At 36.9% G+C, this 19,703-nt stretch carries 16 protein-coding genes and 1 pseudogene; 8 read left to right on the top strand and 9 right to left on the bottom strand.

Annotated elements, in window-relative coordinates:
• Positions 1 to 20: 20 nt before the first annotated feature.
• Entirely contained in the window at positions 21 to 1,289 is a 1,269-nt protein-coding gene (locus ACY2RT_RS00415; RefSeq protein WP_490153891.1) for a tetratricopeptide repeat protein, read from the bottom strand.
• Positions 1,290 to 1,306: 17 nt separating this feature from the next.
• Positions 1,307 to 3,865 (bottom strand): DNA gyrase subunit A, encoded by a 2,559-nt coding sequence (gyrA, locus tag ACY2RT_RS00410; protein ID WP_490153890.1) that lies wholly within the window; start codon positions 3,863 to 3,865, stop codon positions 1,307 to 1,309.
• Positions 3,866 to 4,127: 262 nt separating this feature from the next.
• Here gyrA and ACY2RT_RS00405 point away from each other — a divergent pair, with 262 nt between their 5' ends.
• Together ACY2RT_RS00405 and ACY2RT_RS00400 are read left to right on the top strand one after the other, a co-directional pair.
• Positions 4,128 to 6,680, top strand: a complete 2,553-nt coding sequence (locus tag ACY2RT_RS00405) for an ATP-dependent Clp protease ATP-binding subunit (protein ID WP_490153889.1) — start codon at positions 4,128 to 4,130, stop codon at positions 6,678 to 6,680.
• 80 nt (positions 6,681 to 6,760) lie between these two features.
• The gene (locus tag ACY2RT_RS00400) at positions 6,761 to 7,087 is read left to right on the top strand and encodes a TraR/DksA family transcriptional regulator (protein WP_490153888.1); all 327 of its coding nucleotides are present in this window, start codon (positions 6,761 to 6,763) and stop codon (positions 7,085 to 7,087) included.
• A 22-nt stretch (positions 7,088 to 7,109) separates the two neighbouring features.
• Here the strand turns inward: ACY2RT_RS00400 and ACY2RT_RS00395 are convergent, their stop codons facing one another.
• The gene (locus ACY2RT_RS00395; RefSeq protein WP_490153887.1) at positions 7,110 to 8,000 is read right to left on the bottom strand and encodes a T9SS type A sorting domain-containing protein; all 891 of its coding nucleotides are present in this window, start codon (positions 7,998 to 8,000) and stop codon (positions 7,110 to 7,112) included.
• 49 nt (positions 8,001 to 8,049) lie between these two features.
• Positions 8,050 to 9,558: a histidine ammonia-lyase gene (gene hutH / locus ACY2RT_RS00390; protein WP_490153886.1), complete on the bottom strand. Its 1,509-nt coding sequence runs from the start codon at positions 9,556 to 9,558 to the stop codon at positions 8,050 to 8,052.
• A 108-nt stretch (positions 9,559 to 9,666) separates the two neighbouring features.
• On the opposite strand from hutH, the gene ACY2RT_RS00385 reads away from it, so the two are divergent.
• Positions 9,667 to 11,037, top strand: a complete 1,371-nt coding sequence (locus ACY2RT_RS00385) for a redoxin family protein (RefSeq protein ID WP_490153885.1) — start codon at positions 9,667 to 9,669, stop codon at positions 11,035 to 11,037.
• Positions 11,038 to 11,071: 34 nt separating this feature from the next.
• Here ACY2RT_RS00385 and ACY2RT_RS00380 read toward each other — a convergent pair whose 3' ends face one another.
• Positions 11,072 to 12,628 carry an NAD(P)H-hydrate dehydratase gene (locus ACY2RT_RS00380; RefSeq protein WP_490153884.1) on the bottom strand — a complete coding sequence of 519 codons (1,557 nt, stop codon included), beginning with the start codon at positions 12,626 to 12,628 and terminating at the stop codon, positions 11,072 to 11,074.
• 104 nt (positions 12,629 to 12,732) lie between these two features.
• On the opposite strand from ACY2RT_RS00380, the gene gcvT reads away from it, so the two are divergent.
• The 5 genes from gcvT to ACY2RT_RS00355 are packed head-to-tail and all read left to right on the top strand — an operon-like array spanning position 12,733 to position 16,686.
• Complete coding sequence (gene gcvT, locus ACY2RT_RS00375) at positions 12,733 to 13,815, top strand: glycine cleavage system aminomethyltransferase GcvT (protein ID WP_490153883.1); 1,083 nt, start codon at positions 12,733 to 12,735, stop codon at positions 13,813 to 13,815.
• 1 nt (position 13,816) lies between these two features.
• Entirely contained in the window at positions 13,817 to 14,731 is a 915-nt protein-coding gene (locus ACY2RT_RS00370; protein WP_490153882.1) for a glutaminase, read from the top strand.
• A 30-nt stretch (positions 14,732 to 14,761) separates the two neighbouring features.
• Complete coding sequence (locus ACY2RT_RS00365; RefSeq protein ID WP_490153881.1) at positions 14,762 to 15,619, top strand: sugar nucleotide-binding protein; 858 nt, start codon at positions 14,762 to 14,764, stop codon at positions 15,617 to 15,619.
• A 12-nt stretch (positions 15,620 to 15,631) separates the two neighbouring features.
• Positions 15,632 to 15,913 (top strand): 4a-hydroxytetrahydrobiopterin dehydratase, encoded by a 282-nt coding sequence (locus ACY2RT_RS00360; RefSeq protein ID WP_490153880.1) that lies wholly within the window; start codon positions 15,632 to 15,634, stop codon positions 15,911 to 15,913.
• 50 nt (positions 15,914 to 15,963) lie between these two features.
• Positions 15,964 to 16,686, top strand: a complete 723-nt coding sequence (locus ACY2RT_RS00355) for a YebC/PmpR family DNA-binding transcriptional regulator (RefSeq protein WP_490153879.1) — start codon at positions 15,964 to 15,966, stop codon at positions 16,684 to 16,686.
• A gap of 10 nt (positions 16,687 to 16,696) precedes the next feature.
• Here ACY2RT_RS00355 and ACY2RT_RS00350 read toward each other — a convergent pair whose 3' ends face one another.
• The 4 genes and pseudogenes from ACY2RT_RS00350 to ACY2RT_RS00335 all read right to left on the bottom strand — a co-directional run bounded on the left by ACY2RT_RS00350 (position 16,697) and on the right by ACY2RT_RS00335 (position 19,701).
• Positions 16,697 to 17,233 (bottom strand): 1-acyl-sn-glycerol-3-phosphate acyltransferase, encoded by a 537-nt coding sequence (locus ACY2RT_RS00350; RefSeq protein WP_490153878.1) that lies wholly within the window; start codon positions 17,231 to 17,233, stop codon positions 16,697 to 16,699.
• Positions 17,234 to 17,252: 19 nt separating this feature from the next.
• Positions 17,253 to 18,311: an iron-containing alcohol dehydrogenase family protein gene (locus ACY2RT_RS00345; protein ID WP_490154915.1), complete on the bottom strand. Its 1,059-nt coding sequence runs from the start codon at positions 18,309 to 18,311 to the stop codon at positions 17,253 to 17,255.
• A gap of 45 nt (positions 18,312 to 18,356) precedes the next feature.
• Positions 18,357 to 19,067: pseudogene (gene kdsB, locus ACY2RT_RS00340) on the bottom strand (3-deoxy-manno-octulosonate cytidylyltransferase); the annotation flags it as partial.
• Between the two features lie 55 nt (positions 19,068 to 19,122).
• Positions 19,123 to 19,701: a DUF4126 domain-containing protein gene (locus ACY2RT_RS00335; RefSeq protein WP_490153877.1), complete on the bottom strand. Its 579-nt coding sequence runs from the start codon at positions 19,699 to 19,701 to the stop codon at positions 19,123 to 19,125.
• Positions 19,702 to 19,703 lie beyond the last annotated feature (2 nt).

Here is a 19,703-nt window from a genome sequence, read left to right as displayed (position 1 = left end):
TAATTGATTCTAAAGAAGTTTTATTGCCCTCCTTCCATCTCTGCTATTTTTGCTTTTAATACATTTGCTTTAGCATCTTCTCCTACCTGTATATAGATGTTCATAAGTGTTCTTTTGAAATCTATATCTTCGGGACGTAAATCTATGGCTTTTTCTAAATACGGAATGGAGCTTTTCTGAATTTCCGTAAGTTTTGCTTTCAAAACATCGTAACGCTTATAATCTGCATTAGAAGTTCCTAAATTATTCATTTCTTCAACAATAGGAGGTTGTTGATCTAAGATCATGGAAGCAATGTTAATCTGAGCAGCAACATAAGAAGGATCAATTTCTATAGCTTTAGTATAGTATTCCATTGCTTTTTCTATATTATTGCTCTTGCTACTGGTAACTCCCAAATTAAAATACAATTCCGGATTATTAGGATCCTTACTTATCAATTCGGTAATTAATTCGCTATAGCGGTCGGTATTACCTAATTGATAATTTAAATCTGCTTCAACTCGCAATAGTCTGGCATCATTTGGATTTTTACTTCTCAATTCCTTCAAGAGTTCAAGTGCTCTATCATTATTTCCGGTTTCGGCGTATAAAACAGTAAGATCATTCAAAAAATCTTCTTGTTTTGAAGGCGAATTTCTTGTAATCGGTTTTATGTGTGTGCCAGCTTTTACTCGAAGGTCTCTTTCCGTTTTTGTACCGTAAGCCTCCTCTTTTCCTGTTTCTTTACTAGTAGCTACATATTGTTTTTTAATATCTGTATATCCTATTTCTATCAATTTTTCATAATAAGCTATCGAGGTTTCAAAATCTTTTCCATTTTTTGCGCTAATCGCTGCATTTGCTAAAAAAATAGTATCTGCTTTACTTAACTTATACATTGCATAATACTTATCAGCTGCAGATTTATAGTTTTCCGACCTAAAATCTTTAACTGCAATGGATTCCATTTGTTGTTTTAAAGTAGCAACAGCTCGTTCGTAACGACTATTTTTTACAGCTTCGGGGTCTATGCCAGTAGCTTTTTCAAGGTCTTCACTTGCCATAGATAGTTTACTGAAGTCTGAAGTCAAATTGTTTATATGAGCTTCTGCCCTTGTGATATAGAAATTTACTTTTTGATCTTTATCTGCACTACCTAGAAGAGCTTCAGCCTGGCCCAAAAATTCCATTGCTTCAGAATAATCTCCGGCTTTAACAGCTTTTTCTGCCTTTTTAATTTCTTTTTTTTGTCCAAATGTAACAGCAGTAAGTAGCATTACTGCTATTATTAAAAACTTATTTTTCATTGTAATGGTTTTAATTTTTATTCGTTGTTATCGGTCGGTGTTTCATTATTATCAATAGTGGTGCCATTCTCTCCCTCTTGGTTTGTTTCGGTTTCGGAACTAATTTCATTACCATTCTCATCTAACTCAACTTCATCTTCATCATGCATTACCTTTGCGACTGCTGCTATGGCATCATCTTCCCGTACTTTTATTAAGCGTACTCCTTGAGTTGCACGCCCCATTACCCGTAGGTCCTCAACAGCCATCCGGATAGCAATTCCTGATTTGTTGATAATCATTAGGTCATCTGCATCACTTACATTCTTGATCGCCACTAATTTACCTGTTTTTTCCGTAACATTAATAGTTTTGACCCCTTTTCCACCACGATTTGTAATTCTATAGTCTTCAATACTGGAACGCTTTCCATATCCATTCTCGGCAACTACCAAAATGTCAGACTCATGGTCTTCCACAGCTATCATCCCTACTACTTCGTCATCTTTGTCTGCTAATTTAATACCTCTAACTCCAGAGGCATTTCTACCCATAGGCCGCGTTTTTTCTTCTTCAAAACGAATGGCTTTCCCGGAACGAACTGCTAACATCACCTGACTGTCACCTGTGGTAAGTTTTGCTTCCAGTAATTCATCATCTTCTTTAATGGTTATTGCGTTGATACCATTGGTTCGGGGACGTGAATACTGTTCTAAAGGAGTCTTTTTTACTTGTCCTTTTTTAGTAGCCATTATCACATAATGGTTGTTGATGTAGTCTTCATCCTTAAGGTCCTGAGTACAAATAAAAGCTTTTACCTTATCCTCCGATTCAATATTAATTAGATTCTGTATAGCGCGCCCTTTAGAAGTACGACTACCTTCCGGAATTTCAAAAACTCGCATCCAGAAACATTTTCCTTTTTGGGTGAAGAACAACATATATTGGTGGTTTGTTCCTACAAATAAGTGTTCTAAAAAGTCTTCATTTCTTGTTGCTGAAGCTTTTTGACCAACGCCTCCTCTGTTTTGTGTTTTATATTCTGTAAGAGAGGTTCTCTTAATATAGCCTGCATGTGAAATTGTAATAACAACTTTTTCATCAGCAATAAGGTCGGTAATACTAACATCTCCTCCGGCATATTCAATAACAGAACGGCGTTCATCACCATACTTGGCCTTTATTTCTGCTAATTCTTCTTTAATAATATCCATTCTACGCTCTTTCTTCTCAAGAATGTCTTTGTAGTCGGCAATGGTCTTCATCAATTCTTCATACTCAGAGCGTAATTTATCTTGCTCCAGCCCTGTTAATTGACGTAGACGCATTTCGACAATTGCTTTCGCCTGAATTTCTGAAAGTTCAAATGCTTCGATCAACTTTTCACGTGCCTCATCTGCATTTGAAGAAGCACGAATCAGTCTAATTACTTCATCTATATTATCTGAAGCAATAATCAATCCTTCTAAAATATGTGCGCGCTCTTCTGCTTTACGTAATAAATATTCTGTTCTGCGAACTACTACTTCATGACGGTGCTCTACAAAATAATGAATCAATTGTTTCAGATTCAACATTTGGGGCCTTCCTTTTACCAGAGCAATATTATTAACACTAAAGCTCGATTGAAGTGCTGTATATTTATACAACATATTCAGCACGATATTCGGGATAGCATCTCGCTTTAAAATGTATACGATACGCATTCCATTTCTGTCAGACTCATCTCGAATGTTTGAGATACCTTCAATTTTCTTATCGTTGACCAAATCGGCAGTTTTCTTAATCATATCTGCCTTATTCACTTGGTAAGGAATTTCATTAATTATGATACATTCTCTCCCGTTCACTTCTTCAAAAGAAGCTTTCCCGCGCATTACAACACGTCCTCTACCGGTATGGAATGCATCTTTTACGCCTTCGTATCCATAGATGACACCTCCCGTTGGAAAATCGGGTGCTTTGATGTGCTGCATTAACTCATCGATCTCTATATCACTATTTTCAATATAGGCAACGGTACCATCAATCACTTCAGAAAGATTATGAGGCGGCATATTGGTAGCCATACCCACTGCAATACCAGAAGCTCCGTTAATCAATAAACCGGGCACTCGTGTAGGCAATACTGTAGGCTCTTGTAGTGTATCGTCAAAATTAAGCTGATGGTCAACGGTCTCTTTGTCAATATCTGCCAACATGTCTTCAGAAATCTTCTGCATACGTGCTTCAGTATAACGCATTGCTGCGGGACTATCGCCGTCAATAGACCCAAAGTTCCCTTGTCCGTCTACCAGCATATATCGTAAGCTCCATTCTTGCGCCATACGTACCATCGCATCATAAACAGATGTATCACCATGTGGGTGATATTTACCCAATACTTCACCAACTATTCTTGCGGATTTTTTATGAGCTCCGGTTGCTCTAACTCCCAGTTCATGCATTCCGTATAATACACGTCTGTGAACAGGTTTCATACCATCCCTAACATCAGGAAGTGCACGCGACACAATGACCGACATTGAGTAATCAATGTAGGCCGACTTCATTTCATCTTCAATGTTAATTGGGATTAATTTTTCGCCTTCAGCCATAAATATTTTCTTTAACTTTTAGTAATTAAACTTAACGAGCAAGATACACTATTTTATAGGTTCTAGCAGAGATTTAGGCATTCAAAATTAACGTTTTTATTAACAAATTTTTAGTAGTAAATCGTTAATAACTATCAATGGTTATACTTTGATTTTAGTAAGTTTTTTTGTCCTTTTACTACTATTCTCGCAAATGGGGTATGGTTTTTGTCCCTTTTATAGGTAATTTTAGTATTTTTAATGTTTCCAGAAATCAAAATGTATGGATGATAATTTTTCCCCAAGAGTAAAAGATGTAATTGCCTACAGCAAAGAAGAGGCTCTGCGGTTAGGTCACGATTTCATTGGTACCGAGCATTTAATGCTGGGGTTACTTCGTGATGGTAACGGCAAAGCAGTAACTATATTGAATGCATTGGATGTTGATCTAAACCATCTGCGCCGAAAAGTAGAAATTTTAAGCCCAGCTAACCCTAATGCCGGGGCAAGTGAAAACGATAAAAAGAACCTTCATTTAACACGTCAGGCCGAAAGAGCTTTAAAGACAACTTTTTTAGAAGCTAAATTATTTCAGAGCTCTTCCATAAATACAGCACATTTACTACTCTGTATTCTTAGAAATGAAAATGATCCCACAACAAAATTACTTAATAAAATGAAAGTGGATTATGATGGTGTTAAAGACCAATTTAAACTTATGATTGCTAACGACGAAGACTATATAGACAGCCCAACATCCGAATCATTTCCGAATGACGACGATGCTGCTCCCGAAGACACATCAAAAGAAAATCTGTTTACGGGGAACAGTGCCAAAGGAAATAAAAAATCTAAAACTCCGGTTCTCGACAACTTTGGAAGGGATTTAACATCACTTGCAGAGGATGGAAAATTGGATCCTGTTGTAGGTCGTGAAAGTGAGATACAACGTGTTTCGCAGATCTTAAGCCGAAGAAAAAAGAACAACCCGCTGCTTATAGGTGAACCCGGAGTTGGTAAATCTGCCATTGCAGAAGGGCTGGCGTTGCGAATTGTGCAACGAAAAGTCTCGCGGATTTTATATGATAAGCGTGTTGTAACTCTGGATCTTGCAAGCCTGGTCGCAGGTACAAAATACCGGGGACAGTTTGAAGAGCGTATGAAGGCAGTTATGAACGAACTGGAGAAGAATGATGATATTATTCTTTTCATTGATGAAATTCATACTATTGTTGGTGCAGGAGGTGCTACAGGCTCTCTGGATGCCTCCAATATGTTCAAACCGGCTTTGGCCCGTGGTGAAATTCAATGCATCGGTGCTACTACTCTAGATGAATACAGACAGTACATAGAAAAGGATGGTGCCTTAGAAAGACGTTTCCAGAAAGTATTGGTAGAGCCTACTACTGTTGCTGAAACCATTGAGATACTTCAAAACATCAAAGACAAATACGAAGCACATCACAACGTACAATATACAGATGCCGCACTGGAAGCTTGTGTGAAACTGACAAACCGTTATATGACGGAGCGATTCCTTCCGGACAAAGCAATTGATGCTTTAGATGAAGCAGGGTCGCGTGTACACATAACCAATATTCATGTACCTGATAAAATTTTGGACATTGAAGCAAAACTTGAAGAAGTACGGGAATTAAAAAATTCAGTAGTAAAAAAACAAAAATACGAAGAAGCTGCAAAGCTCCGTGATGATGAAAAAAATCTTGAAAAAGAATTAGCAACTGAGCAAGAAGCCTGGGAAAAAGAATCGAAGCTTCATAAAGAAACCGTTGATGAAGAAAATGTGGCCGAAGTGGTTTCCATGATGACAGGAGTGCCTGTCAACCGAATTGCCCAGACCGAAAGTAATAAACTTGCTGAACTTCCGGACCTTATTAAAGGCAAGGTGATTGGACAGGATGAAGCAGTTGCCAAAGTAGTAAAAGCAATTCAGCGTAATCGTGCTGGACTAAAAGACCCAAATAAGCCTATTGGATCATTTATATTTTTAGGTCAAACAGGAGTGGGAAAAACGCAGTTAGCTAAAGTGTTGGCTCGTGAACTTTTCGATTCGGAAAATGCTTTGGTGCGTGTAGACATGAGTGAGTATATGGAAAAATTTGCTGTTTCCAGATTGATAGGTGCTCCTCCCGGATATGTAGGTTATGAAGAAGGTGGCCAGCTTACTGAAAAAATCAGACGCAAACCATACGCTGTTGTTTTATTGGATGAAATAGAAAAAGCACATCCGGATGTATTCAATATGCTGCTTCAGGTATTGGACGATGGACAACTTACAGACAGTTTAGGTCGTAAAATAGATTTCAAGAATACAATTATCATCATGACTTCCAATATTGGAGCGCGAAAGTTGAAAGATTTTGGACAGGGTGTAGGTTTTGGAACTGCAGCCAAAGAGAGCCAGGTAGATGCAAATTCAAAAAGTATTATCGAAAATGCACTCAAAAAAGCCTTTGCCCCAGAATTTTTAAATCGTGTAGATGATGTAATGGTATTCAATTCGTTAGACAGAGATGATATTCACAAGATCATTGATATTGAGCTTGACAAGCTCTTTGAAAGAATTAAAGATCTTGGTTATAATCTTAAACTAACTGAAAAGGCAAAAGATTATATAGCTGACAAAGGTTTTGATAAGGACTATGGCGCCAGACCTCTTAAAAGAGCCATTCAGAAATACATCGAAGATGCTTTGGCAGAAGAGATAATTAATGCCAATCTCCAGGAAGGAGATACCATTACTATGGATCTGGATGAAAAGAAAAATGAATTGACGATTAAGATAAAGAAGTTGAAGAAAAAAACAGAGTCTTAATTCATTTAAAGAAATATAAAGATCAAAAAATCACCTGTTTTTTTTATTATAAAGCCGGTGTTTTTTTATTTACAGTTTAGATGAAAGAAAAAAAGAAAATAAAAACTCGTATACTGGAAGAAATTGAGACAACTACCACTCTGGTCGAAAAATATCGAGAGCTAACAAAACCTATTGCCCCCGAAAATGCAATTGGACGGGTATCTCGAATGGATGCCATCAATAATAAATCTGTTAATGAAGCTGCACTACGTAAGGCTGAGCTTAAACTGAAAAATCTACAAGTAGCTTTGTCGAAAATTGCCGATAAAGATTTTGGAATTTGTATTCGTTGCAGAAATCCAATTCCATTAGGAAGAATTCTTTTAATGCCTCAGGCAATTACATGTGTGAATTGCACCAGATAATCCCCTACAGTCGTCATTTTTTTTATTCAACTACAATCTTAAAAGTCTTTTTTTGGTATCTATGATTATAGATAACGATTATATAGATTCCTGTTTTTAGAGAAGAAAGTCCAAAAGAAAGTGTATTTGAATGATCCTCATTGATCACTTGTTTCTGCACCCTTCCATGTAGGTCATAAACAACCAAGTCCCTGACGTTAGTAGTATTTTTTAAATAACAAATAGTTTCTGAAGAATAGATCTCAACATTTTGAAGGTCCTGTTTAGAATCATTCAATCCTAAAATTAGCGGTTCACAGGCGCTTATAGAATCCAGATTTGAATAAAACAATTCACCTTCTTTAAAAAAGCAGCTAAGGTGACCAGCTGCATTTATATCGGGGGCACCGCTGGGCGCATTAATTATAGACAATGACCCTACTCCTTCAATCCATACTGCGTTATTTGTACTCACTGTATTTGAAGAAGTAGGTGAAAAATAATAATGCCTGTAATCATTACCATCTGCCAGAAGACGACTTCTAATGGAATCCAGAATAAAATAACCTGCTTCATCAGGAAATGGCGTGATTGGGTTACGCATATTAATGGAATCACCCTCGGCTAAGGAAAAATCGTATAATAAGTATTCCTCGATACCCGAACTTACTGTAGTCAGATATACCTTCTTGTCCACTACCTCTTCATTCAATAAAAAAGTTCTTGAGATATAGTGAAATCCATCTAATATTTTATGTGTTTTACCATTAACGATCGTATCTCCATCTGTATAATAAACATCGGTCAAGCATCCAAAATGACAAGATGTAAAATGCCATTCATTAAAATCATCCAGTAAAGGTTTATAATCCTGACTCCAGGCTTTCATAGATAGTATAAAAGCAATTATAAAAAAGAACTTTCGTGTCATCATAATCTGTTTTATTTTAAAAAGTTGCTATCTCTTTGGCTTTCTCAAACCACTAAAATAACAATTCATTGTCAATGGAAAAACTCTGTAAAAATCCAATAGCTGCATGAATATCGTCTGCTAACAATCTGTCTTCGGCTACAAAAGGTACCGTACTTCTAAAAGAAACCAAAAAAGACTCTAAAAACGGAGAAGTTTTCTTAGGCTTTCTGAATTCTAAAGCCTGTGAGGCATTCAATAACTCAATTGCCAAAACCGTTTCCAGGTTTTCCAAAATCCGTAAACATTTTGTAGCAGCATTGGCACCCATACTTACATGGTCTTCCTGGCCATTAGAAGAAACTATAGAATCTACGGAGGCAGGGGTCGCCAGTTGCTTATTTTGACTCACAATACTGGCTGCAGTATACTGTGGGATCATAAAACCGCTATTCAACCCGGGGTTATTCACCAAAAAAGCAGGCAATTCTCTAAGTCCGGAAACCAACTGGTAAGTTCTTCTTTCAGAAATATTTGCCAACTCAGCCAGGGCAATAGACAAATAATCCAATGCCAGTGCCAGGGGTTGTCCATGAAAATTCCCTCCTGAAATAATTTTATCTTCCCCTACAAAGATATTAGGGTTATCTGTTACCGAGTTAATTTCAGTTTTAAACGTTTTTGTGGCAAAAACAATGGTGTCCTTGCTGGCTCCATGAACCTGCGGAATACATCTGAAAGAATACGGATCCTGCACATTTTTCTTTTCAGAAAGACCTAATTCACTACCCGATAGAAATTCCACAAAACGTTCTGCAGTTTTTACCTGACCACGGTGAGGCCTAACCAGATGTACCAACGGATCAAACGGACTCATATTGCAATCAAATGCATCTACTGATATTGCTCCTATAACATCTGCCAAATAAGAAAGTTTATGAGATTGTAATAAAATGTAGGTTCCATAAGCACTCATAAATTGTGTGCCATTGAGCAAAGCCAATCCTTCTTTTGCCTGTAATGTGATAGGTTTCCAATTATTTTTTTTCAATACCTTTTCTGAAGAGATTATCTTTTCTCCAACATACACCTCCCCTTTCCCTAATAGAGGCAGTGACAGATGTGCTAACGGAGCCAAATCACCTGAAGCTCCAAGGCTTCCCTGTGTGTAAACAACCGGTAAAATATCATTGTTGTACAAATCTATTAACCGTTGAACTGTTTCCAGCTGCACACCACTAAATCCATAACTTAAAGACTGGATCTTAAGCAAAAGCATGAGTTTAACTATAGGTTTTGGAACAAATTCTCCGGTACCACAGGCATGAGACATGACCAAATTCTCCTGAAGCCTGGACAAGTTCTCAGAAGATATTTTTACGTTACAGAGTGAACCAAATCCTGTATTGATACCGTAAATAGGAGTATCATTATTTTTAGTTTTGGTATCTAAATACTTTTTAGACTTTTTAATATTTAAAGTAGCTTCTTCAGAGAGTTCTAATAATTTATTGGATTCATAAATATCTTTAACAGTAGGTAAATCCAAAATCTCGGTACTTATGTAATGGGTCTTCGGCATAGGTAAGGTGTTTATGCTGCAAAAATACCATTTTCTTATAAAGGTTTTGTAATTTTAGCCAACTCATTAATTATCCGATAATTCACCCGGCAATTTAATTTAAAAACAATGAAAAAAATAATATTTATTTTGGCCGCATTGGCCATTATTTCCTGCAAAGAAGAAGAAAAAAAGCCTGAATATGTAATTATTACCGGAACAGTACAAAATAATAATTCGGAAACTGTAAAGGTACGTGGCCATGACTTGAATATTGAAATCCCAATTTCTGAAACCGGAACATTTACAGATACGCTGGATATAAAGAAAAGTGGTTATTATGACCTCGTTATCGGCAGAGAACGCACAAGCACCTATTTAGAAAAAGGCAAGGACTTTTCCGTATCTGTAGATTCGAAAGAATTTGACGAAACCATTACTTATACCGGCGATCTTGCAGCCGAAAATAACTATCTGGCAGCTAAATACCTTTTATCTGAAAAAGGAATATCATTTAAAGATTTGTATTCAATGCCTGAAGAAGATTTTGTAAAAGAGATCAATACAATGAATGCTTCGTATAAGGACCTTATCTCAAAAACAGCGGGGCTCCCTGAATCTTTTATCGCTTTAGAGAATAAAGAACTGGAATATGAGCATATAGCTAATCTTGAAAACTATTTTGAATATCACACTTATTTTACAGGAAAGGATTCATTTGAAGTATCCCCTGCTTTTTATGATATTACGTCAAAAATTAATTATACAGATACTGTTGCATTTAGAAACTCAAAAGGATACCAACGTATGCTTAGTGTCCATTACGGAAGGCTTGTTGAAGAAGCAAATGACAATTCAGAAGATTTTAACAGGACTGTAACCTTCCTATCGGTCGTAGATGAAAACCTACCTAATGGCTATGCCAAAGATCAACTAATGTACGATCAGTTAAGATATGGTCTACAGCCGGATGCTAATCTCGACGAAGCATATACTAAATTTAAGAACAGTAATACAAATCAGGAAAATTTGGATAAGATAACAGAACGCTATAACAAACTTAAACCCTTACTTGCCGGAAATGTTTCTCCAGTTTTTAACTATGAAAATTATAAAGGAGGAAGTACCAGTTTAGCAGATCTGGCAGGAAAATATGTGTATATAGATGTTTGGGCAACCTGGTGTGGGCCTTGTATTCGGGAAATTCCTTCTTTAAAGGAAGTTGAAAAAGATTACCACGGAAAAAAAATCGAATTTGTAAGTATCTCCATTGATGAAACCAAAGACTATGACAAATGGAGAGAAATGGTGGTTGAAAAAGAGTTGGGAGGTATTCAATTAATGGCCGACAATAATTGGGACTCAAAGTTTGTTGGTGATTATGGGATCTTAGGAATCCCCAGGTTTATATTAATTGATCCCGAAGGGAAAATTGTTTCAGCAGATGCACCTCGCCCTTCAGATCCTAAGCTGCGCAAAATGTTAGATGAATTGATCTGATTAATTTAATCGCACTAGTAATAAAAAGAGCTTCTTAGGGAGCTTTTTTATTGTTTTCATTTTCCTGCGGAGCAGGTGTTTCTCGCTCAAATAATGCCAGGTAGGCATTGCCCAGATTTTCAATAATGTCACTTGCTATAAGAGCTTCAAAACCCATTATTTGTGAAGCAATATTTCCCGAACTACCATGAAGGTATACACCAAAGATCGAGGCCAATAACGGGTCATATCCCTGTGAAAGTAGTCCGGTGATCACTCCGGAAAGCACATCACCACTTCCCGCAGTAGCCATTCCCGGATTTCCGGTTGTATTTATATATACCTTATTATCAAATAATATTAGGGTATGTGCTCCTTTTATGACTAAAATAATGTTGTGTTTTTTGGAAAATTTTTTTGCTTTCTCAAGCTTATCGTAATCATTTTTCCATGTACCTATCAACCGCTTCAATTCACCTGGATGAGGTGTTAATATTGAAAGCTCTGGCAGCAACTTTAACAATTCTTGATTTTCAGAAATACAATTTAAACCATCTGCATCAATAACCAAAGGAGATCTTGTCACTGAAAACAATTCCTGTAATGCAGAAACCGTTTCGGCTTTAGTACCAATACCCATTCCCAACCCAATAGCCGAAGGTTCAAAATCAAGTTTAATGTTAGAAATAAAATCACTTTCAGTATCTGTCACCGTCATCGCTTCGGGTAAGGCTGTTTGTAGAATGGTATAACCACATTTAGGTGTAAAAACTGTTACCAGCCCTACTCCTATCTTTAGTGCTGCTTTAGCAGAAAGTACTGCTGCTCCAATTTTTCCGTAGCTCCCTGCAATGAGTAAGGAATGCCCATAGTTTCCTTTGTGATCATACTTATTTCGCTGCTTGTAAAATTGCTGGGCTTCCCATTTTTCTATTAATTGGGCCATCGGTTCTTCTGTTTGCAAGAAATCCTTATCCAAACCAATATCCAACACCTCATAATACGGTACAAATCTTCCTGTTTCCGGAAGGAAAAATGATAATTTTGGGGTTTGAAAAGTAAGCGTGTGATTTGCCCTCAAAACAGCTTCAGCATCTTCTAAAGGTTTATTTGCAAACAAACCGCTGGGAATATCAATTGCTAATTTAAACGCTTTACTGTCATTTAAGTATTGAATTAGTTTCTTAACCCACCCATCTGGGCAACGATTCAAACCAATTCCGAAAATAGCATCGATCACAATATCTTCAGAATTGATCTGTGGGAAATCTGCTTCAGACTTCATTAACTTTGGCCAGTCCTTTGTAACATTTTTAATACGATCATAGTTGGTCAAAAAATCTTTAGATCGTTTATCACTACAATTCACCACATACACAATTACATTGTAGCCATGCTCAATAAGCAATCTTCCAATTACTAACCCATCTCCTCCATTGTTACCAATCCCACAGAAAATATGCACAGGAACCGGTGCGCCTTGCATATGCTGGTGTAACCAGTTAAAAATTTGCGTCCCTGCCCTTTCCATCAAATCGGCAGAAGAAATATTCTGTTTTTGAGTTGTAATAGTATCAGCTTCGTATAATTGTGCCGAAGAGAAAATTTTCATAGAATCCAATGTTTTGTGCAAGTTACCAACCTTGTTGAAAACAATCAAACAATTCTTTCGTTACCTTTTACAGATTGTAATACATTTGCGAAAAATCTTTACCAATGAAAAATACTGCTCTTTCACATATTCACGAAGAACTAGGGGCCAAAATGGTTCCTTTTGCCGGTTATAATATGCCTGTATCTTATGAAGGCGTTGTTGCCGAACATGAAACCGTACGGAACAGTGTGGGTGTTTTTGATGTTTCACATATGGGTGAATTTCTTATTACAGGCCCAAACGCACTGGATCTGATCCAAAAAGTAACGAGCAATGATGCTGCAAAATTGGTAGACGGACAAGCACAATACAGTTGTTTCCCAAATGATAAAGGTGGAATTGTAGATGACCTTATTCTCTACCGTCTGGAGTCCGAAAAATGGCTTCTGGTAGTGAATGCTTCCAATATAGAAAAGGACTGGAAATGGATCAGTGACCATAATAGTATGGGTGCAGAAATGCGTGACCTTTCCGAAGATTATTCCTTACTGGCCATTCAGGGACCAAAAGCTGTGGAAGCAATGCAATCTCTAACAAGTGAAGATCTAAGTGAGATCAAGTTTTACACTTTTAAGGTTTCAGATTTTGCAGGTATAGAACATGTAATTATTAGTGCTACCGGCTATACTGGTAGCGGCGGATTTGAAATTTATTGTAAAAATAGTGAAGTGGAACAGGTATGGACAAAAGTGATGGAAGCCGGAGCAGGTTATGGAATTAAACCAATAGGGTTGGCGGCGCGAGATACTTTGCGTTTGGAAATGGGTTACTGCCTCTACGGAAATGACATTGATGACACTACTTCTCCTATAGAAGCAGGACTGGGTTGGATCACAAAGTTCACTAAGGATTTTATAAATTCTGAAAACCTATTGAAGCAAAAAGAACATGGCCCTGAAAGAAGATTGATCGCCTTTGAATTGAATGAAAGAGGAATTCCGAGACAGGGATATGATATTGTCGATGGAAATGGCAAAAAAATTGGTGTAGTGACCAGTGGAACAATGTCTCCATCACTGGGAAAAGGAATTGGTATGGGCTATGTACTCACAATTTTTAAAGATGTAGGCACTCAAATTCATATTCAGATAAGGAAAAATGCTGTGTCGGCCACAATAATTAAATTACCATTCTATAAAGGGTAACATGATCGATTATCAGTCAGTTTTAGAAGAAATTCATCAAAACTTACAACAAGCTAAAGATATTGGGGAAGTTGCTTCATACATACCAGAATTAGCAGATGTTACTAAAAGTAATTTTGGAATCTATTTAAACCTAATTAATGGTGAAAACTACCATGTAGGAGATTGGAAAACTTCTTTTTCTATTCAAAGTATCTCTAAGGTATTAACTCTTGCTAAAGCTTTTTCATTACAAGGAACTAGGATTTGGGAACGAATGGATGTGGAACCTTCCGGTAATTCATTTAATCATTTATCGTTACTGGAATTTGAAAAAGGAATTCCCAGAAACCCATTGATCAATTCGGGAGCAATTGTAATTGCCGATATTTTGGTATCGCATCTTGAAAATCCTAAAAAAGATTTTTTACAATATGTTCGTGACTTAGCTAATGACGAAACAATTGATTATAATGAGAAAGTAGCTATTTCTGAGAAAGAAACCGGATTCAAGAATTATGCCGCGGCAAATCTATTAAAGTCATTTGGCAATTTAGATAATGATGTGGAAACCGTATTGGATTTTTATTTTCATCAATGTTCCATAGAGATGAATTGCAAACAATTATCCAATGCATTTCATTTATTTGCCAATAGAGGAAAATGCATGAGAAATAATGCATATCTTACTTTAACACAGGTAAAAAGAATAAACGCAATTATGCTAACATGTGGATTTTATGATGAAGCTGGAGAATTTGCTTTTGAGGTGGGACTGCCCGGAAAAAGTGGTGTAGGTGGTGGAATTGTTGCATTGCTACCTAATCAATTTATCATTACTACCTGGTCACCCGGTTTAAATATAAAAGGAAATTCTTATAAAGGAATGCAGGCACTTGAACAGTTTACAACCAAAACCGGAAAATCTATTTTTTAAATATGAACTTCTGTTAAGAATTAGCATCTAATGAAACGCCCGTCAAAAAATAGAATTCTCATACTTGGTGCCAGTGGGTTTATTGGCAATACATTATATAAAGAGCTCCTTCCCTACTTTGATGTCTATGGAACCTACGCCTCGGACAATAGGGTATTGAAAGAGAATCAGGTATTATTTCAATTTAATGTGGAGAAGGACGATATTTTTGATGTATTGGAAAAAGTACGCCCCAACTTTATCATCTCTTCTTTGCGGGGAAACTTCACGGCACTGTTAAAATTGCACCAACAATTGGCAAATTATGTTTTGACCAATAAAGATTCTAAACTACTTTTCTTATCAACAGTGAATGTTTTTGATGGAAAATTTGAATTTCCATCGTATGAAAATGATAGTACTGTATCTGAAAGTGATTACGGAAAGTATAAGATCTCTGCAGAAAAAATATTAAAAGAGCTTCCCTTAAAGAAATATGCGATCTTACGATTACCTATGGTTTTGGGTGTTAATTCCCCGAGGGTCTTTCAATTAAAACAAGCTATAAAACACAAAGCTGCTTTTGAGGTATATCCTAATTTAATTATTAGTTTGACAACGGCAAATAAAGTTGCTCAACAAGTACACTATATCATAAACAAAAACCTGGGAGGCATCTTTCATCTAGCTAGCAAGGACATGATACATCATGAAGACCTGTTTAGAGAGCTCACTACCAAATTAAGTGATGAAATGCCTATATTTAAAAGGGTTTTTAGCAGAAATGAAGAGAGTTATCTTGCTATTCTGCCCAAAAAGAACAAGCTTCCGAAAACTTATAGAATTACAGTAGCAGAAGTATTAGAAGAAAGTACGCTTAATGAAGAAATAATCACATTAAAAAATTAAATTCCATCACCTATGAAAGCACTTACCGAACAAGAGATAAAAGATAAACTGATAGATTTTCAAGATTGGGAATATCACGAAAATTCCATTAACACTTCTATAGAATTCAGAGACTTTAAAGATGCCTTTTCAGTGATGACCCGCATTGCCTTTGAAGCAGAAAAAATGAATCACCACCCGGATTGGTCTAATGTATACAATTCGTTAAGTATAAGCCTTTCTACTCATGATGCCGGAGGTGTTACCGAACAGGATTTTGAATTGGCAGCCATTATCGATAGCCTTGTAAGTTAGACTTTGCTGTGTCCTCTATTTTTATATTTTTGTAACAAATTTTAGTATTTATGGGAAGAGCGTTTGAATTTCGCAAAGCACGTAAAATGAAGAGATGGTCGGCTATGTCAAAAGCTTTTACGCGTATTGGCAAAGATATAGTAATGGCTGTAAAAGAAGGTGGCCCGGATCCTGACTCCAATTCACGTTTACGTGCAGTAATACAAAATGCGAAGGCAGTGAATATGCCTAAAGAAAATGTTGAGAGAGCAATAAAACGGGCTACCGATAAAAGTTTAGGAGACTTTAAAGAAGTATTGTTTGAAGGCTATGCACAACATGGTATTGCTGTTCTTATAGAAACCGCAACCGATAACAATACACGTACCGTTGCAAATGTGCGTTCTTATTTCAATAAATGTGATGGTAATTTAGGTACTTCCGGATCTGTAGTTTTTATGTTCGACCATACCTGTAATTTCCGTATCAATGGAGAAGGAATAGATCTTGAAGAATTGGAACTGGAATTAATTGACCATGGAGTGGAAGAAATCTTTGAAGATGATGACGGTGTATTGATCTACGCCCCTTTTGAAAGTTTTGGTGCTATACAATCCTATCTGGAAAGTAATACTATAGAGATTCTCTCCTCAGGATTTGAGCGTATTCCGCAGGTTACCAAAAAACTATCCCCTGAAGAAGCTGCTGACGTTGAAAAACTACTTGAAAAATTAGAGGATGATGATGATGTACAGAATGTATATCATACCATGGAAGAATCTTCAATAGAATAAGATTTACATTTTAGGTATACTCCGGCTTCTTTCCTACTACTCCTCTATAAAATGAACGAAGCTTCACTGTATCTTTTTCGATATCTCCGGTAATATAAAACGGTGCATTGACAGTAACTGTCTTCGTTTTGTAATCAAATGATACAGGAATAACTGGAACATTCGCTGCCTTGGCGATATAGTAGTATCCTGTTTTCCAAGTATTTACTTTTTTACGGGTTCCTTCAGGTGCTAAAGCTAAACGAAACTCTTCTTTAGTATTAAAAACCGCTGCAATTGCTTCCACTTTATTTTGTCCTGCGGTCCTATCTAACGGAGCTCCGCCCATCCACCTGAAATACCAACCAAATGGCCACCGGAAGAGTTCTTTTTTGGCAACAAAGTTAATTTCAGTTCTTAGTATTCTACGGGCAAAAGATCCTACATAAAAGTCATGCCAGCTCGTGTGAGGTACAACTATAACTACGGCTTTTTTTATAGAAGGATCAAAAGCACCTTTGATCTTCCAACCCAATAATTTATAAAAAATAAATTTTGTAAAGCCCATAGCCTTGTAATGCGTCGCACTACATTTTTAAGTACAAGTATTTCAACTTGTCACGGGTCATAACTGTTTCCCAATTATCCCCTAAAGCATTTTCCCAAAGCGGAACCAGACTCAATGCAATATCGATCATTGTATTCATTTGATGATCCGTAAGATTGGAACATAAATTCTTCGGAATTTCCACTCCATGAATCTCGATCATTTTCTTAAATAAAGCGACATCATCCGGATAAAATTCTTCCAGGTGATCAAAAACAATACAGTTTCCTATTCCGTGTTTTGTGCCTAACACATAAGAAAGTCCATAACTCATTGCGTGAGCAACCCCAACTTGTGAATAAGCAATACTCATACCGCCGTGCCATGATGCCATCATTAGCTTAGCTCTGGATTCTGAACCTGCAAGTGAGTTATCCAGAAAAATCTCTTTACACAGATCATATGCTTTCTCTCCATAACTTTGGCTAAATGCATTTAAGAATGTTCCATTTAAAGACTCCACACAATGAATAAAGCAATCCATTCCGGTAAAGAACCATTGGTTTTTAGGGACTCCAATTGTCAAGTCCGGATCCAGTATCACCTGGTCAAAGGGTGTATAGTCACTATTTATCCCTAATTTCTTTACAGGACCAGTGAGCACTGTAGTTCTGGACACTTCGGCTCCGGTACCAGAAATTGTCGGTACCCCAACGTGATAAACTGCTTTATTTTTTACAAGGTCCCATCCCTGGTAGTCGGCAGCACTTCCTTTATTGGATAACATAATAGCTACAGCTTTTGAAAGATCCAATATACTTCCTCCTCCAATCCCGATAATACCTGATGGCCTGTAAGTGAATTCAGTTTTTATATCTTTTACTATCTCATCAACCTGAATCGTTTTTGGTTCTTCTTCAGCAGAAACGAATAATACCTTGTCATTAAACCGGGGGTTTATTCTGTTGATAAGATCTTCATTGTCTTTAAAAACATCGTCCACTAAAAAGATAAAAGGTGCTTTATCTTTGCGCTGTGGTGCTAAAATGGAGCCAAGTTGATCAAAACTACCCTCCCCAAATACTACTTTGGGCACCATTGGAAAGTTTCTATATTTATTATTGACGGTCTCTTTGCTCTCCTCTTTCAATACTTTATTTGCTCTTATTAAATCTTCCGGAGTGTCTATCTCTATTCCCTGTGTATTCGAAATTGCCATTTTTATATTTTTCCCATATTCCAGATAGCGAATGCATTCTATCTTTTCGGCAGCTTCCATAGAACGCATTGGTAGTCTGTAAAAATCCATTAATGCATCTTTTCTGAAAGCGTAGATGCCTTTATGCTTATAATACTGTACTGCAGCATTCTTATCCCGTGGGTAAGGTATAGGGGAACGAGAAAAGTATAAAGCAAAACTATCTTTATCTACTGTGACTTTTACACAATTGGGGTCACTTATCTCTTTCCAGTCCTGAATTTCGGTCATTAAAGATGCAAGGTCGATCCTATCTGCATCGGGGCCCTTAAAAACATTTAATACCTGTTCCAGACCTTTCTTACTCGTAAAGGGTTCATCTCCCTGAACATTTACCACTATATCAGTGTCCATATTCTCAACGGCTTCCGCAATACGGTCACTCCCACAATCATGTTCTTTTTTACTCATGATCGCTTTACCTCCATTGAGTTCTATTTCCTTAAATATGATCTCACTGTCGGTGACCACATAGACTTCATCAAAGAGTTTTGTTTCTTTAGTGGCTTCATATGTACGTACAATTACAGGTTTACCTCCCAAATCCTGCATTAGTTTTCCCGGAAAACGAGAAGCGCCATATCGCGCCGGAATCATTGCTATTATTTTCAAACTGAAATGATTTATTATCTAGGTTCCAAAAATAAGAAGATTATATAGTTGTCTTGTCTTTTTTTCTAAGCTTTTTATAAAACTTATAAATTCCAAAAAAAATTAACAGTACAAATATAAATGCAATTATAGGAATAAAAATAGAAGTAATGGCCATTACTGTTGATGTACCTGTCTCGACCGTTGTCACTATAGGATTGGCGATCCCTCCAGTTGTTGTGGACGATCCAAGTCGTAACATTGAAGCGTTACCTTTAATGGCAGTTGCGGTTCCTCCCCCTGCAATAATAGCCAATGCCCAGGTAACAATAGGATTAAGGTCTGCCAGAGTAGCTGCCATAACCACTGTTCCCGCAATAGCAGCCAAAGGAACAGCAATTGTATCCAATGCATTATCCAGCCATGGAATATAATATCCTAAAATTTCAATAAGAGTTGCTATGGTTAGTGTAATGATAGCTGTTAAACTGCCTATCCATTGCCAACTTTCATTTAAAGGAATTACTTCATAATGTCCTGCAAGGCTAAGTACCAGTAATGGAAGAAAAATGCGAAAACCCACAGCAGCTGCCAAACCAATACCTAAAAAAATACTGATGATAATCTCTATGGAATCCATAG

The organism is Ulvibacter sp. 2210JD10-4 (genome assembly GCF_058148525.1).
This window is presented reverse-complemented; position numbering and strand designations above follow the sequence as displayed.

Coding starts and splice junctions, on each gene's coding strand:
- ACY2RT_RS00415 (WP_490153891.1), bottom strand. CDS start 1,289: ATGAAAAATAAGTTTTTAATAATAGCAGTAATGCTACTTACTGCTGTT.
- gyrA (WP_490153890.1), bottom strand. CDS start 3,865: ATGGCTGAAGGCGAAAAATTAATCCCAATTAACATTGAAGATGAAATG.
- ACY2RT_RS00405 (WP_490153889.1), top strand. CDS start 4,128: ATGGATGATAATTTTTCCCCAAGAGTAAAAGATGTAATTGCCTACAGC.
- ACY2RT_RS00400 (WP_490153888.1), top strand. CDS start 6,761: ATGAAAGAAAAAAAGAAAATAAAAACTCGTATACTGGAAGAAATTGAG.
- ACY2RT_RS00395 (WP_490153887.1), bottom strand. CDS start 8,000: ATGATGACACGAAAGTTCTTTTTTATAATTGCTTTTATACTATCTATG.
- hutH (WP_490153886.1), bottom strand. CDS start 9,558: ATGCCGAAGACCCATTACATAAGTACCGAGATTTTGGATTTACCTACT.
- ACY2RT_RS00385 (WP_490153885.1), top strand. CDS start 9,667: ATGAAAAAAATAATATTTATTTTGGCCGCATTGGCCATTATTTCCTGC.
- ACY2RT_RS00380 (WP_490153884.1), bottom strand. CDS start 12,628: ATGAAAATTTTCTCTTCGGCACAATTATACGAAGCTGATACTATTACA.
- gcvT (WP_490153883.1), top strand. CDS start 12,733: ATGAAAAATACTGCTCTTTCACATATTCACGAAGAACTAGGGGCCAAA.
- ACY2RT_RS00370 (WP_490153882.1), top strand. CDS start 13,817: ATGATCGATTATCAGTCAGTTTTAGAAGAAATTCATCAAAACTTACAA.
- ACY2RT_RS00365 (WP_490153881.1), top strand. CDS start 14,762: ATGAAACGCCCGTCAAAAAATAGAATTCTCATACTTGGTGCCAGTGGG.
- ACY2RT_RS00360 (WP_490153880.1), top strand. CDS start 15,632: ATGAAAGCACTTACCGAACAAGAGATAAAAGATAAACTGATAGATTTT.
- ACY2RT_RS00355 (WP_490153879.1), top strand. CDS start 15,964: ATGGGAAGAGCGTTTGAATTTCGCAAAGCACGTAAAATGAAGAGATGG.
- ACY2RT_RS00350 (WP_490153878.1), bottom strand. CDS start 17,233: ATGGGCTTTACAAAATTTATTTTTTATAAATTATTGGGTTGGAAGATC.
- ACY2RT_RS00345 (WP_490154915.1), bottom strand. CDS start 18,311: ATGGTGCCCAAAGTAGTATTTGGGGAGGGTAGTTTTGATCAACTTGGC.
- ACY2RT_RS00335 (WP_490153877.1), bottom strand. CDS start 19,701: ATGGATTCCATAGAGATTATCATCAGTATTTTTTTAGGTATTGGTTTG.